This window comes from Chloroflexota bacterium (genome assembly GCA_026706485.1).
In the GTDB taxonomy this organism is placed as follows: Bacteria; Chloroflexota; UBA11872; order UBA11872; family UBA11872; genus JAJECS01.
This window is the reverse complement of record JAPOYR010000002.1, coordinates 1-14526: the sequence shown is the minus strand read 5'-3', so window position 1 is coordinate 14526 and position 14526 is coordinate 1. Positions and strand designations below refer to the sequence as shown.

General features: G+C 61.1%; 12 protein-coding genes and 1 tRNA gene. 12 read left to right on the top strand and 1 reads right to left on the bottom strand.

The genetic code is table 11. From position 1 onward, the window contains the following. The first annotated feature begins 5 nt into the window (after positions 1 to 5). The 12 genes from OXG79_00405 (at position 6) to OXG79_00350 (ending at position 13210) form a co-directional block, all read left to right on the top strand. Positions 6 to 524: a hypothetical protein gene (locus OXG79_00405; protein MCY3782232.1), complete on the top strand. Its 519-nt coding sequence runs from the start codon at positions 6 to 8 to the stop codon at positions 522 to 524. Beyond that, positions 521 to 1459, top strand: a complete 939-nt coding sequence (locus tag OXG79_00400; protein MCY3782231.1) for an AAA family ATPase — start codon at positions 521 to 523, stop codon at positions 1457 to 1459. Before OXG79_00405 ends, OXG79_00400 begins: the two co-directional genes overlap by 4 nt. Further along, positions 1456 to 2181: a hypothetical protein gene (locus OXG79_00395; GenBank protein ID MCY3782230.1), complete on the top strand. Its 726-nt coding sequence runs from the start codon at positions 1456 to 1458 to the stop codon at positions 2179 to 2181. The genes OXG79_00400 and OXG79_00395 overlap by 4 nt, the downstream gene beginning before the upstream one ends. A gap of 42 nt (positions 2182 to 2223) precedes the next feature. Then, the gene (locus OXG79_00390; GenBank protein MCY3782229.1) at positions 2224 to 4077 is read left to right on the top strand and encodes an N-6 DNA methylase; all 1854 of its coding nucleotides are present in this window, start codon (positions 2224 to 2226) and stop codon (positions 4075 to 4077) included. 34 nt (positions 4078 to 4111) lie between these two features. Continuing rightward, positions 4112 to 5368 (top strand): restriction endonuclease subunit S, encoded by a 1257-nt coding sequence (locus OXG79_00385; GenBank protein ID MCY3782228.1) that lies wholly within the window; start codon positions 4112 to 4114, stop codon positions 5366 to 5368. A 186-nt stretch (positions 5369 to 5554) separates the two neighbouring features. Then, complete coding sequence (locus OXG79_00380; GenBank protein ID MCY3782227.1) at positions 5555 to 6184, top strand: hypothetical protein; 630 nt, start codon at positions 5555 to 5557, stop codon at positions 6182 to 6184. Beyond that, positions 6181 to 7590 carry a putative DNA binding domain-containing protein gene (locus OXG79_00375; protein MCY3782226.1) on the top strand — a complete coding sequence of 470 codons (1410 nt, stop codon included), beginning with the start codon at positions 6181 to 6183 and terminating at the stop codon, positions 7588 to 7590. The genes OXG79_00380 and OXG79_00375 overlap by 4 nt, the downstream gene beginning before the upstream one ends. Before the next feature lie 120 nt (positions 7591 to 7710). Then, positions 7711 to 10716, top strand: coding sequence for an HsdR family type I site-specific deoxyribonuclease (locus OXG79_00370; GenBank protein ID MCY3782225.1), 3006 nt, complete (start codon positions 7711 to 7713; stop codon positions 10714 to 10716). Further along, the gene (locus OXG79_00365) at positions 10703 to 11002 is read left to right on the top strand and encodes a M48 family metallopeptidase (GenBank protein ID MCY3782224.1); all 300 of its coding nucleotides are present in this window, start codon (positions 10703 to 10705) and stop codon (positions 11000 to 11002) included. Before OXG79_00370 ends, OXG79_00365 begins: the two co-directional genes overlap by 14 nt. Positions 11003 to 11339: 337 nt before the next feature. Next, on the top strand, positions 11340 to 11684 hold the full coding sequence (locus OXG79_00360) for a hypothetical protein (GenBank protein ID MCY3782223.1): 345 nt from the start codon (positions 11340 to 11342) through the stop codon (positions 11682 to 11684). Between the two features lie 703 nt (positions 11685 to 12387). Then, positions 12388 to 13077 carry a DNA methyltransferase gene (locus tag OXG79_00355; GenBank protein ID MCY3782222.1) on the top strand — a complete coding sequence of 230 codons (690 nt, stop codon included), beginning with the start codon at positions 12388 to 12390 and terminating at the stop codon, positions 13075 to 13077. A gap of 38 nt (positions 13078 to 13115) precedes the next feature. Then, positions 13116 to 13210: transfer RNA gene (locus tag OXG79_00350), tRNA-Pro, on the top strand. Positions 13211 to 13444: 234 nt separating this feature from the next. On the opposite strand, the gene OXG79_00345 is transcribed toward OXG79_00350, so the two are convergent. Next, on the bottom strand, positions 13445 to 14395 hold the full coding sequence (locus OXG79_00345) for an IS1595 family transposase (protein ID MCY3782221.1): 951 nt from the start codon (positions 14393 to 14395) through the stop codon (positions 13445 to 13447). Positions 14396 to 14526 lie beyond the last annotated feature (131 nt).

The window sequence follows — 14526 nt, the reverse complement described above, 5'->3', positions numbered from 1 at the left end:
AGAAGATGACTTACAGCTATACGGTTGCCGACACCATAAGCTTCACCCGGACACATGCGAGGCATATAGCAGCGAAGGTCGCCACCGACCTCAAGCGGATGCAGAGGTTCTACGACGAGCCATCGGACGACTGGATCGGCGCCTTTGAAGCGAAGGCCATCGAGTGCCTCAAGGAAGGTCTCCTTGACACTGTGGCCTATGGCTTTCGAAGGAATGGCTACTGGATCGAACCGACGCTGTTCTACACAGCACGAGATCTAATGGGTATCACTGCTAACGATGATGACCCCGGACGGATTCGACCCGGCGCCCAGGTAAGCGGAGCGTCCTTCTACAGCTACCTAACCTACAACTCTGCGTGGAACCAGTTGACGTGGAAGCAGCAGGAGGAGTTCGCCAAGAGGCTCCCCTTCCAAAGAACTGCGGGAGCAGAACCCGGCATCAACGGATACTGGAGCCAAGATCTGACCTACTCGGCGGGTGGTCGTGCCCTTGATCGCGCCAGCTTGAGGAGCTACCGGTGACGACTCGGCCGACCATCGATGTCCTGTTTGACCGTCCAATCACCTATCCAGATGTGGATGCGCGGGAGCGTTTGGCTCGCCTGGTAGGGCTAGATGAACATAAGGCACGCTTAGCGAAAATCCTAGGACTACTCATCAACCCGGCCGGCCTGGATTCTTGGGCGAGGAAGTACCACCCTGGAGCTAATAGCCTGCTCGATGTAGTGCTGAGAAGGCCGCCTCTTGTTGTACTTGCTGGTGATGTCGGATCCGGAAAATCTGAGCTCGCGGAGACCATCGGCGACGATGTTGCCCGCCGGGAGGGCGTTAGCATCAACCTTTTCCCGATGAGTCTCTCTACGCGTGGACAGGGACGCGTGGGCGAGATGACCCAGCTATTGTCCGCTGCTTTCGATCACACTCTAGAGGAAGCTCGGAAGCTCAAGGACTCCAGCGGGACTTCACGAGGAGCCGTCATTCTCCTGGTAGATGAGGCGGACGCCATCGCCCAATCGCGCGAGGCACATCAAATGCACCATGAGGATAGGGCAGGCGTCAACGCTTTTATACGAGGGATAGATCGCCTTGGCCGTGGCAAACTCCCCGCTGCCGTCATCATGTGCACAAACCGGCTCGGGGCCTTAGACCCGGCGGTACAACGCCGCGCAGCAGATATCCTGACATTCGCCCGGCCGGACGCCGAGCAGCGCTTGGCCATGCTAGAGCCGCCCTTGCACCAGTTGGGTTTCTCAGACCCACAAGTTTCGGTCTTGATCGCAGCCACGGGACCTCAACAGGACTGTGGCTACGGCTTTACTTTCTCGGATCTCACGCAACGGCTCTTGCCGGCCATCGTGCTTGATGCTTATCCGGATAGTCCAGCCGATCCCAACCGAGCACTGGAAATCGCTCGAAACATGTCCCCGACAGCACCGTTTCGGGATGGTGCATCGTGAGCGAGTGGTCACTGAACCAACTTCTCACCGGACTGCACGACGACATCCAGCGACGCCTGGAGACCGCCCGCCAAAGTTTCGCACACCCAGGCACAAAGGGAGATGCCACCGAGGGTGTTTGGTTGGACCTTCTCAACACGTACTTGCCCAAACGATACCAGGCCGCCAAAGCCCATGTGGTCGATAGCAAAGGAGCATTCAGTGATCAGATCGATGTGGTCATATACGACCGTCAGTATTCACCTTTCATCTTCCGCTACGAAGAGCAGAAAATCATTCCCTCAGAAAGCGTCTATGCTGCGTTTGAGGCGAAGCAGACGCTCAATGCAGAGCACGTCAAATATGCACGTGAGAAGGTGGCCAGTGTTCGTCAGCTTCACCGAACCAGTCTACCGATTCCCCATGCAGGAGGAACCTATCCACCGAAGCCGCTTATTCCAATATGTGGAGGGCTGTTGACCTTAGACAGTGATTGGCAGCCCGCCCTTGGCGAACCTTTGCGCACAGCACTTGGTGATGGGAAGAGTGATGACCATCTCGACCTTGGTTGTGTTGCGGCTCACGGGTACTTCAGATTCGATGAGGCCAACTCGCGGTACGAGACCTATGAAGGTGGTAAGACCGCGACTGCATTCCTGCTAACGCTGATCTCGCAGCTTCAGTTTAGCGGCACGGTCCCGATGATTGACGTTGAAGCCTATGCTGCGTGGCTATCGCGATGACTCAGCCGAATTAAGCGGTATTACAAGACCTGAGACTTGTACATGGTAAGTGTAGCAGACAAGCAGGCGGTCCGAGCGACCCTACACGCCGTTCGTGCCAAGCTGGATCTGACACAGGAGCAGCTGGCGGAGCGGCTTGGCGTGTCGTTCGCCACAGTGAATCGGTGGGAGGGGGGTGTCACGACGCCACAGAGGGCGGCGCGGACGGCGATCGCCGCCCTTGCTGCCGATGCAGGCATTGACACCACTGATCTGGCCATTGACGAGGTGGAATCAGCGGCCAGTGTGACTCGGCGGCGGTCCCGTCGCCGGCAAGCCGCAGTTCCCACAACCAAGCCCATGGAGCAGATGCTGTGGGATGCGGCCTGCTCGATCAGAGGGGCCAAGGACGCAGCTAAGTTCAAGGACTACCTGCTACCGCTCCTCTTCCTCAAGCGCCTGTCCGACGTGTTCGACGACGAGATCGAGCGTCTAGCCCAAGAGTTCGGGGATCGTGTAGTCGCGCAAGAGATCGCGGAGAGCGACCACGACCTGCTGCGATTCTATTTGCCGCCTGAGGCTCGGTGGAGCGTGGTCAACGGTCGAGAGACTCACGACTGGTCCCTGGACGCCCAGGGCCGCAGCACCCGCCCCCGCGACATCGGCGAGCACCTGACGCGGGCGATGCGCGCGGTCGTGCGGTGGAACCCGTCGCTCTCCGGCGTGATCGACCTGGTGGACTTTGCGGCTGAGCGCAGCGGGGAGCGGGACGTCAATCCGGCCCGCCTGGCGACCGTAGTCGAGACCTTCTCCGACCCCCGCTACCGCCTCGGCCTCGCCGACGTGCAGCCCGACTTTCTGGGTCGTGCCTACGAATACCTGCTCAGGAAGTTCGCGGAAGGCTCCGGTCGCAGCTCCGGCGAGTTCTTCACGCCAACTGAGGTCGGATTCCTGATGGCGCACATCATGCGCCCACGGCCTGGCGAGAGTTGCCACGACTACGCGTGCGGCTCGGCAGGGCTGCTGGTCAAGCTTGAACTCGCCGCCCGCGAACTCGATCCGACCAGTCGCGTCCCACTGAAGCTGTACGGACAGGAGCTGCAAGCCGAGAGTTATGCAACGGCCCACATGAACGCCATCGTCCACGACATGGAAGTCCGGATCGAGCGCGGCGACACGATGCTCAATCCCAAGTTCAAGGATGCCGCCGGGCGCATCGCCACCCATGACATCGTCGTCGCCAATCCAATGTGGAATCAGCCTTTCAGCCCCGATGTCTTTGAAAACGACCCGTTCGACCGGTTCCGCGGCGCCGGCGGCGTCACCACCGGCAAGGGGGACTGGGCCTGGCTGCAGCACGCCCTGGCCTGCCTGAACGAGCGCGGGCGGGCGGCGGTGGTACTGGACACCGGCGCGGTGACGCGCGGCTCCGGCAGCCGGCACGAGGACCGGGAGCGCAACATCCGCCGGTGGTTCGTGGAGCGGGACTTGGTCGACGGCGTGATCCTGCTGCCGGACAACCTCTTCTACAACACCAGCGCCGCCGGAATCATCATTGTGTTATCCAAGCGCAAGCCAGCTGTGCGCCAGGGCAAGATCGTGCTGCTGAACGCCAGCCGGCGTGTGCGCAAAGGGCGGCCCAAGAACTACATCCCGGAGGACGACATTCGTCCGCTGGCAGCGATGTTCCTGAAAGGCGAGCCGGTGGAGGGCGAGGTGGCCGTCGTCACGCGGGAGCAGGCGGCGGAGGCTGACTACAACCTTAGTCCGAGTCGATGGGTGGGGCAGACAAACTCAACAGAAGCGGGTTCGGTTCGCGATCTGCTTGCGGAGCTTGTCGCTCTCGACGAGGAAGCGAACAAGCTTTCAGCTTCGCTGCATAAACTCTTGGCTGGGGTTGCTGATGAGTCTCCTTGACGCTGCACTCACTGAAGCTCGCGAGTGGGATCGAGTGGGAGACGCCTACGAAGTCACGAAAAAGCCTCGTGGTCTTGACATGGATTCGTTGCCTGTAGTCCCGTTCGTGCCGATGGGCGCCGTTCCGCAAGGCGGTGCGTACGAGCCTGACTACGCACTGAGATCGCCGGGTGAAATCAGGAGTGGAACCTACTTCGAGCGTGGCGATGCTCTGATCGCCAAGATCACGCCATCGTTCGAGAACGGAAAGCAAGCTCTAGCGACCGAGTTACCGGCACGCTTCGGTTTCGCCACTACCGAGGTGATCCCGCTTCGACCGCGCGAGGAAGGACAAGACAGGCGGCTGTTGTTCTTCTATTTGTTACATCCTGATGTCCGCCATCACGTCGCCGAGCGTATGGAAGGCACGACCGGGCGACAGCGCGTACCCACCGAGGTGCTCCTCAATCTGCCGTTCCCAAGATTCGAGCCCGAAGAGCAAACGGCAATCGCGGACCCCTTGGAGATGATTCAACGGCTGAAGGCTTTTGAGACGCAATCGATTCAAACAACTCAATCTCTCAAGCGCGCCACGATGCAGACGCTGTTCACGCACGGGCTGCGGGGAGAGGCGCAGAAGGAGACGGAGATTGGGCCGGTGCCGGAGAGTTGGGAGATTACGACAATCAACGACGTGGCCGTGGCCACTCAATACGGCCTATCAATGCGCGGCCGAACGTCCGGTACCTACCCAATCCTGCGAATGAACTGCCAGGAAGACGGCAAGGTGCATTATCGAGATATCCAGTTCGTCGATCTAGATGCCGAGAGTTACGACCGGTTCCGGGTAAAGCCTGGCGATCTCCTCTTCAATCGCACAAACAGCATCGACTTGGTTGGGCGCATGGCGATTATTGACGAGGATAGACCCGCTGTCTTTGCGTCCTATCTCGTACGCGTTGTGGTTGATGCCGGCCGATGCATCCCGGAGTTTCTGAATTATTTCATGAACTGGCCGAGAACGCAGGGGGAGATCAAGAAGCTCGCTAGCCGCGCCGTCGGGCAAGCTAACATCAATGCGACCAAGCTCCGTACGGTACTGTTTCCGCTGCCCGCCATCGACGAGCAGCGGAGTATCGTCGCCGTCCTCGACTCGGTCGACCGCAAGATCGATCTGCACAGAAGGAAGCAGATGATCCTAGAGGAGTTGTTCAAGACTCTGCTGCACAAGCTGATGACGGGTGAGGTACGGGCGAGGGAGTTGGATCCCTTATCATTTCATAGGGCTTCAAACAGGACCAATGGCAGATAGCCGACTACGTTGAAGCTGCGCCATCGCAGCCATAAGGGGGAATGCATGCTTCCAATAGTCTACATAAAGCACGCCAATTACGAGAATGTCATAGCAGACTGCCATTGGTGCGGTCACGAGTGTATATTCAACCGCGCGTCTGATATTGGAACATTTGAGCCTATATGGGGGGAGGATGTGAAGTGCTTGAAAGACAGCTGTCAAAAGCCGTTCCGTATTGTTAGTGACACGGCAAACGAGCGTCACGAGATGCTTGTTTTCGATTGCCACCAGCTTTTTGAGCGTAAGCAGTACATGTACTGCATTCTCAATTTGACTATGGCCTATGAGATGTTTTTCAGTCTATTCCTACGAGTTGAACTTCTGTATAAACTTTTTATCGCAGATCCTAATCTCAGGCATTCGGAGAAGTTAGATCGGATGAATACGCTATCCAGGAAGCTCGAACGTAAGACACGGGGATGGGCCTTTGGCAAAATGCGAAATATCTTTCTGAGTGTTGCCACTGATCAACTTCCAGTGCCGGATTTAGACACGTCTGAAAGAAGAATTGCATCCCTCAATTCTCAGAACACGTCAGAATGCAGGATCAGAGATCTGAGTGATAGGGAAATGGTTCCGTTTCTTGTACGGTTGAAACATACAGATATCAATGTAATACGCAATGCTGTCGTTCACAAACGAGGCTATCGGCCTACTGGTATGGAAGCCGAGAAATACCTGGAAGAAACCAAGGATATTCTCTTTAACCTGACACGCCACCTCGATCTCCACGATAATCTGAACTACTGGATTGGTACAAGGTCTCTGCCTTGAGGCTCTACGAAGTCACAGCTCTCGTTGCAGCCGGTGAGTCTGAGACGCTGGAATTGAAGACTACGACCGGGACGCGCCGGGATGCCACCAGGACAGCGTGCGCCTTCCTGAACCAGGGCGGCGGGCAGGTGCTGTTTGGTGTGACCTCAGACGGAGACGTGGTTGGGCAGCAAGTCAGCGAGCGCACCATCGAGGAGTTGAGCGCCGAGCTTCGGCGAATCGACCCTCCAGCGTTTCCGAAGGTCGAGCGGGTCCCCGTGGACGGCGGCCGTGAAGTCATCTTGGTCAGCACAGCCCGGGGTGCATCGAGGCCGTATTCCTACCGGGGTACTGCTTACCGCCGCATCGGGAACACCACGCTGGGAATGTCCGCCGACGAGTACAACCGAATGCTCTTCGAGCGGATGCACAGCGAGCAGCGCTGGGAGAACCAGCCCGCCGCCGGGTGGTCCGTCGACGACCTTGACGCGGCGGAGATTCGCCGGACTGTCGCGGAGGCGGTCAGGCGCGGGCGGCTTGAGGAGCCTGTAAGCGGAGAACCAACCGACCTGCTACGCGGACTCGGCTTACTGCGTGACGGCGTGCTGCTTCGGGCGGCGGCGGTGCTGTTCGGCAGCACGGAGCGGCTGGAGTTCGAGATGCCGCAGTGCCTGCTTCGTATCGCCCGTTTCCGGGGACTCGACCGGATGGAGTTCCTGGACAATCGCCAGTTCAATGGCAACGCCTTCATGCTCTTGGCGAACGCGGAGCGATTCCTGCGGGATACCCTGCCCATCGCCGGGCGGTTCGAGCAGGACCGTTTCGAGCGGATTGACGAGCCCCTGTACCCGCCCCTGGCCACTCGGGAGGCGCTGGCAAACGCCCTGTGCCATCGTGACTACTCCATCGGCGGCGGCTCGGTTGGCATAGCGGTCTACGACGACCGTCTTGAGGTCACGTCCTCCGGCTCGCTGCACTTTGGCCTGACGCCGGAGAAGCTATTTGGTCCACACGAGTCCAGGCCGTGGAACCCGTTGATCGCGCGCACCTTCTACCGGCGCGGGATCATCGAGGAGTGGGGAAGTGGGACGCTGAAGATGGCGGAACTCGCGAGCAGCGCCGGCCTTCCGGGCCCGGAGATCGAGGATGACGGCGGGGCCGTGACTGTCCGGTTCCGGCATGGTCGATTCGTCCCACAGCGACGCAGCGGCGAGGCCGGCCCCGCCGAAAGGCAGGAGGATGTCCTCGCCTTGCTGGACGGTGCGCCGGATGGTTTGACGCGCCGCGAGATTCATGCCCGGCTGGGTCCTGGCGTCAGTGAGCGCCAGGTGCGGAGGATATTGGAGGAATTGAGGGATAGAGGGTTGGTGATGTCCCCAGGTCGGGGGCGATCTGGGCGGTGGAGACGTGAACAGGGGGCGTGCTAGGGGCGCTATACAGCGTTTAGGGGCGTCTTGGGGGCGTTATGAGGGCGTCTTGGGCAAGAGCAGAGACAGGGGCACGATGGGGTGCAATCGGGGACGCGATAGGGCCTATAGAGTCCGACCATGACTGAGTTCAACATCACAGAAGCCGGCACAGTTCAGTTTCCGATGGTCCGCCACGCGGCGGAGGTCGGGTGGATTCCTGTGCGGCCAGTGGATGCCCTGGCCATGCGAGAGGGCGAGGCCGGGCTGGTGTTCCGGGGTGAGCTCGAAGAAGCGCTGCGCCAATTCAACCCCTGGATGACGGACCACGCCGTGCGTTCCGTGGTGGAAAACTTGCAAGCGCTCCCGCCGACCATCGAGGGCAACCGGCGGATGCTCGCCTGGCTGCGAGGCGAGCGGCAATGGTATGACGAGGCCGAGCGGCGCAATCGGCGGGTGACGCTCATCGACTTCGACGACCCGTCGACTAACGTCCCCCACGTGACCTGGGAATGGCGGCTCAAGCCGCCTGCCCGCAAGGGCAACCGCGCCGACGTGGTGTTCGTGATTAACGGCGTGCCGGTTGCCATCGTCGAGCACAAGAATCCGACGGACGCCGACGCTATCGAGCGGGGCCTCACGCAGCTGCGGCGCTACGAGACGGAGACGCCCGAACTGATGGGCGCGGCGCAGCTCTTCAACGTGACCCACCTGGTGGACTACTGGTACGGCGTCACCTGGAACCTGTCTCGTCGCTACATGGCGCGGTGGAAGGAGCGCCCCGAGGAGAGCTATCGCTTCGCCGTCCAATCGTTCTTCGAGCCGACCGACTTTTTGCGCACGCTGCGCGACTGGATTCTCTTCTACGTGGAGGACGGCGAGACGCGGAAGACCGTGCTGCGGCAGCACCAGCGCCGCGCGGTTGACCGCATCGTCGAACGTTGCGCCGAGCCGGCGAAGCGCCGGGGCCTCGTCTGGCACACCCAGGGCTCCGGCAAGACGTTCACGCTGCTGACCGCCGCCCGGTTGATCCTGGAATCCAAGGACCGGTTTGGCGCTTCGACGGTGGTCGTCGTGGTGGATCGCCGGGAGCTGGAGGGCCAACTTGCCGGTTGGGTCGAGCGGCTGCTGGGCGAAATGCAGCAGCAGGACATTACCGTCTGGCGCGCCAGCTCGAAGGAGCATCTGCGGGAGCATTTGGCCACTGACAAGCGAGGGCTGATCATCTCGATGATCCACAAGTTCGAGGGCATCGAGAAGGACGCCAATCTCCGCGACAACATCTACGTGTTCATCGACGAGGCGCATCGATCGGTGGCGAGGGAGCTGGGCACGTACCTCATGGCGGCGGTGCCGAACTCGACCATCGTCGGATTCACCGGCACGCCAATCGCCCGAACGGAGCACGGCGAAGGCACCTTCAAGATTTTCGGCGCCGACGACCATCAGGGCTACCTCGACAAGTACTCGATAGCCGAGTCCATCGAGGATGAGACGACGCTGCCGCTTCGCCACATGTTGGCGCCCAGCGAGTTGACGGTGCCCGCAGCACAACTCGACCGGGAGTTCTTCGCCTTGGCGGAAATGGAAGGCGTCACTGACGTCGACGAGCTTAATCGCGTGCTGGACCGAGCCGTGGGCCTGCGCACATTTCTGACCGCGGCCGACCGGATCGAGAAGGTCGCGGCGTTCGTGGCCCAGCATTTCCAGGAGAACGTGTTGCCCCTCGGCTACAAGGCGTTCCTGGTAGGTGTGAACCGCGAGGCTTGCGCCAAGTACAAGCGTGCGCTGGACCAGCTGCTGCCCGCGGAATGGACCGTGCCGGTGTACTCGGAGAACACCAATGACGTGGTCGAACGGCCGCTCGTCGCGGAGCTGCAGCTATCGGAGGTGCAAGAAAAGGACACCCGCCTGACGTTCAAGAAGGCGAACGGGGACCCGAAGATCCTTATCGTCACGGACAAACTGCTGACCGGCTTCGATGCGCCCTTGCTGTACTGCCTGTACCTCGACAAGCCCATGCGCGACCACGTGCTGCTGCAGGCCATCGCACGCGTGAACCGGCCCTACGTGGACCAGAATGGCGTTGGCAAGCCCATCGGCTTGGTCGTGGACTTCGTGGGTGTCCTGCGCGAACTGAGGAAGGCGCTGCAATTCGACTCGTCGGACGTGAGCGGCGTGATCGAGGACCTGGACCTGCTGATGCGGGACTTTCGATCCAAGATGTCCAAGGCCCGAGCGGAATACCTGGACGTGCCGATTGACCACGCCGAAGGGCAGCTCCAAGCGGCCGAAGCGAGCGCCGAGTACGTAACGAGCGCCGACGATGACGCGCACCTAGAGCAGATCGTTTTTGGTCGCTTCCTGTCGCCTGAAGCTAGGGAGGAGTTCTATTCGGCCTATAAGGAGATCGAAGCGCTCTGGGAGGTTTTATCTCCATCAGCCGAGTTGCGCGACCACATCAGACCATTTCAGCGGCTGGTCAGGCTCTACGCGGTTGTCCGCAACGCTTACGCCGACCGTTCTGACTTCGTGACCGAGCTGGCCCACAAGACGCAGCGGCTCGTGGAAGAGTCGGCGGCGATGTATGGCCTGGGGAACCTCACCAAGGCCGTGACCTTCGACCTCCGCACGCTCGCCGCGCTCCGCAAGGAATCCGGGCCAGATGAAGCCAAGGTGTTCAACCTGGTGCGCGGTCTTCAGGCAGAGGTAGAACGCGAGCCGGAACTTGAGTCTGTGCTGCGACCCATCAAGGAACGCGCCGAGCACGTGCTCAAGGATCTTGAGGAGCGCACGACAACCGGACTCGCGGCGATGGAGGTCCTCGAGACCCTCGCCAGGGAGAAGGATATCGCCGTGTCCGCCGCGAGGGAGAGTACCCTCCCTAATAGAGCCTTCGCGATCTACTGGACGCTGAAGGACGACCCGGCGCTCACAGCCGCCGGCGTGAGCGTGATGCAGTTCGCGGCAGAGGCCCAGGCCCTTGTGGGTCGGTTCCCCAACGCCGCCGTCAACGCTGACGAGCGGCGGCGGTTGCGAGCTTCGCTGTATCACCCCTTGTTGGGCGTCGACGGTCACGCGCGGGGTCGAATCGTCGATCACGTCCTAATAGTCCTGCTGGGCGGAGACGCTGATGCCGACGCATGACAACCGGCACGAGGACATGCGACAACGCGTGGAGTATTGGGCGGAGCGTCTGCACGTTGGCACGCCGCGAGTACGTGTCCGCGACATGACACGCAAGTGGGGGTCTTGCTCGACGTCTGGAATCATCACGCTCGCGACCGACCTGAGCTACCAGGAAGGCGGGTTCCAAGACTTCGTGATCGTGCACGAACTGCTCCATCTGCACGTGCCCAACCACGGGAAGCTCTTCAAGGCGCTTATGACGGCGCATGTGCCCGCTTGGAGGGCGCACGAGATAGCGAAGTAGACGCACGAACCCGTTGCTCCCCTTTTCGCCGTCTCAAGCGTGTCGGCCGAGCACATGGTCCCTTTCCGCGAGGCAGACCAAGCCCTCTCGATCGGCAGGAACAATCTGGTCCGCCGTGAGCTATCGAATCTGCGCCGGGAGTACGAGAGTGCCGGGGTGAGCGTACCGGACTGCGCCCGTCGAACCATTGAAGTCGTTGCGAGATTCGGACTGCGCCCGGTCGAAGCCCCCCAAGCACCAGAGCCGATAACAGAGGGCAACTAGGGAGTCGTATGCTACCAAGTGGTGCTGCCGCGATAGAGACTTGGTCGGTGATTTACGGCCCAAACCGGCGTGAGTGGAGGCAAAGATGACACGATGGAGAAAGGACGAGTTAGAGGCTGCTCTCAATAGCAAAGGCTGGGTTCTCGACTCACGTGACATAGAGCACGCCGTCGAGTTCGAGTTGATAAAGGGTGTAAAGGTCAATCTGTATAACACAGGAAAGTTCACATTCGGTGGACCCAAGAGCGATTTCAAGTCGGCAGTTGAGGAATTCGTCAAGGCAGGGCCAGATGCGGCAGATGCTGGGGACAAGAGCATGGTATTGAAAAGGGAACCCCCCAAGCTCCTAGTGAATCTGAACGTAGGGTGTTCGTCGTGTACGGTCACAACACGGATGCTCGAGATGATTTGGAGCTGATCCTGCGACGAGTCCAGGTAAACCCGATCATCTTGCAGAATATTCCAGGTGTCGGGGATACACTGATAGAGAAGCTTGAGGCACTGACTGATGCGGACTTCGCCTGTGTTTTGCTTAGGGGATTATATACTTGGCTTGACGCGGTGAGCCAATCGGCCTACCCTCCGCGCCATGGCTCCCAACTGGCGCAATCGCACGCTGTGGACCGGCGACAACCTGCCGATTCTGCGGGGGATGAATGCCGCCAGCGTTGACCTGATCTACCTGGACCCGCCCTTCAACTCCAACGCCGACTATGCCGCGCCCATCGGTTCACGGGCGGCCGGGGCGGAATTCAGCGACACATGGACGCTCTCCGACGTTGACGCGGAGTGGATCAATCTCATCGAGGCCAAGCACCCGCGCGTCTATCGCGTGCTGCTGGCGGCCATGACGGACGGCGACAAGTCGTATCTCGCCTACATGGCCGCCAGGCTGCTCGAATTGCGCCGCGTGCTCAAGCCGGCGGGGTCGATCTACGTCCACTGCGATCCGACCATGAGCCCCTATCTCAGGCTACTGATGGACGCGATCTTTGGGCGGCGCAACTTTCAAAATGAGGTCATCTGGTCCTATCGGCGCTGGCCGGCGAAGCAGAAGCGCTTTCAGCGCATGCACGACGTGCTGCTGTTCTACACGGGGGGGGGGGGATTACCCGTTCAACGTGAGCTTCGAGCCGCCCAGCGAGTCCACGCTTCGGCGCTTCAAGGGCGAGAAGGTGTTGCAAGACCCCGTCACCGATTCCCGCAAGCTCACAACCGGCGAACGATCCAAGGGGACGCCACAACGCGACGTGTGGAATATCGGGATTATTGCCGGTTTCGCCAAGGAGCGCATCGGCTACCCGACGCAGAAACCGCTCGCGCTCCTTCAGCGGCTGATCGCCGCCAGCTCCAACCCTGGCGACGTCGTGCTGGACCCGTTCTGCGGCTGCGCCACGGCATGCGTCGCGGCGGAACTTCTGGACCGCCAGTGGGCGGGTGTCGATATCAGCCCTAAAGCCGTCGAGCTGGTAAACCTCCGGCTCCAAGAGCCGCCGCCGCTAGGCATCGGCTCACTGTTTCACCACGGCTACGTCACGACGCGCACGGACGGGCCAGCTCGCACGGACCTCGGGCCGCTCCCGCCGCCAGTGGCGCACAAGACGGCGCTATACGGCGAGCAGGGGGGCGATTGCGCGGGCTGCGGCGAGCACTTTCGCATCCAGAATCTTGAAGTGGACCACATCATCGCGCGGGCCGCAGGCGGCACCGACCACGTGGGCAATCTCCAACTGCTCTGTGGCGCGTGCAACCGCGTCAAGGGTGACCGCGGCATGGCCTACCTGCGGGCCAAGCTCCAGTTGGGGCGCTAGCCGTAGGCTCCCCACACAATCCCTACGGCTAGCGTTTTGCGGAGGGTGAAGCAGAGAGGATCTGCCGGGGTCTTGGACACCCACGGCCGGATGCTAACCCATCCGGTGCGGTTCGAGTCCGCCGCCCTCCGCCTAACAGGATGTTAGCGCGGTTGGGAGACTTTCGGGGCTGGGGCCGGCGGCCGCAACAGGGCTTGGGCCAATTCCTCGGGCGTTGCGGTATTCGGTGGCACGACGACGGGTAGCCGTCGCGCTGGCTTGGTGGCCCTCCGTTTGCGCATGGCCTATCCACTCCCCATGGGCAATCACGTTCACGCGATAGCCGTACGCTAGCGCGTCCATCATTTCTTGACAAGCGCTCCCGCTGCTACCGCTTGGGGTACGCCGGGCCGCCGGCGGTGAGGTCGGTGTAGGTGAGCCGCTGACCGACCATGCGGGCCGCGAGCTCACCCATGAGGTCCGCCGTGTCCATCTCGCGCAAGCTCTGGCGCGTCGCCATTTCGTCCACGTAGCGCTGCAAGTGCTTCGGGCTGAAGTAGTGATGCGTGCCGTGGTAGGCCCGCTTGAGCATGGCCCAAAACGACTCGATGCCGTTCGTGTGCGCCTGGTCCGCGACGTACTCGCCGACGCTGTGGCGGACGGTTTCGTGGTTGGACAGGTGCGAGTAAATGGGGTGCTCGTCGGTGTAGATCATCGCGTTGGGCGCCGCGTTGCTGGCGATGAAGCTGGCTGGCAGGGAGCGGGTGACCGTAGCGATCGCCTTGGCGCGAACCTCGCGCGTGGTGCGGTCGCGCATGGCGATGACCGGAGCCTTGTTGACGGTGCCGCGCCCCGCGTGCTGGCGGTCCTTCGCGTGGCGGTTCTTCTCGCGTCCGCCGAAATAGCTCTCGTCCACTTCGACCGGCCCGGCCAGCAGGTGACCGTCGGCGGTCAACGCTTCGCGGATACGGTGAGCCATGAACCAAGCGGACTTCTGCGTGATGTTGAGGTCACGGTGGAGCTTCAGGCTCGACACGCCCTTGAGGTTCGTGGTGCTCAGGTAGATGCCCCACGCCCACTTGCGCAGCGTGATCTTGGAGCGCTCCATGACGCTGTTCGTGCGGACGGAGAAGTACTTGCGGCAGTCGCGGCAGCGGTAGGGCATGGGCTGGCCGCTGGCTACCGGGGTGACCTTGTCGCCATCGCAGCGGGCGCAACGCACGCCGTCCGGCCAGCGCTGATTCTCGAACCACTGGCGGGCGGCATCCTCGGTCGGGAACCGGTCGGCCAGTTCCATCAGGCTGATGCCCTCGCGGTGTGCTCGTCCAGGTCCGGCCATGTCGTGTGCTCCCTTCACTACCTACCCTAAGAGTAGTGGAATCCGCCCCCGTTGTCAAGCCAAGTATATAATCCCCTTACTGAATGTCCTGCGAACTATCATCACGATTACGGTGATGATCTTGCTGATTA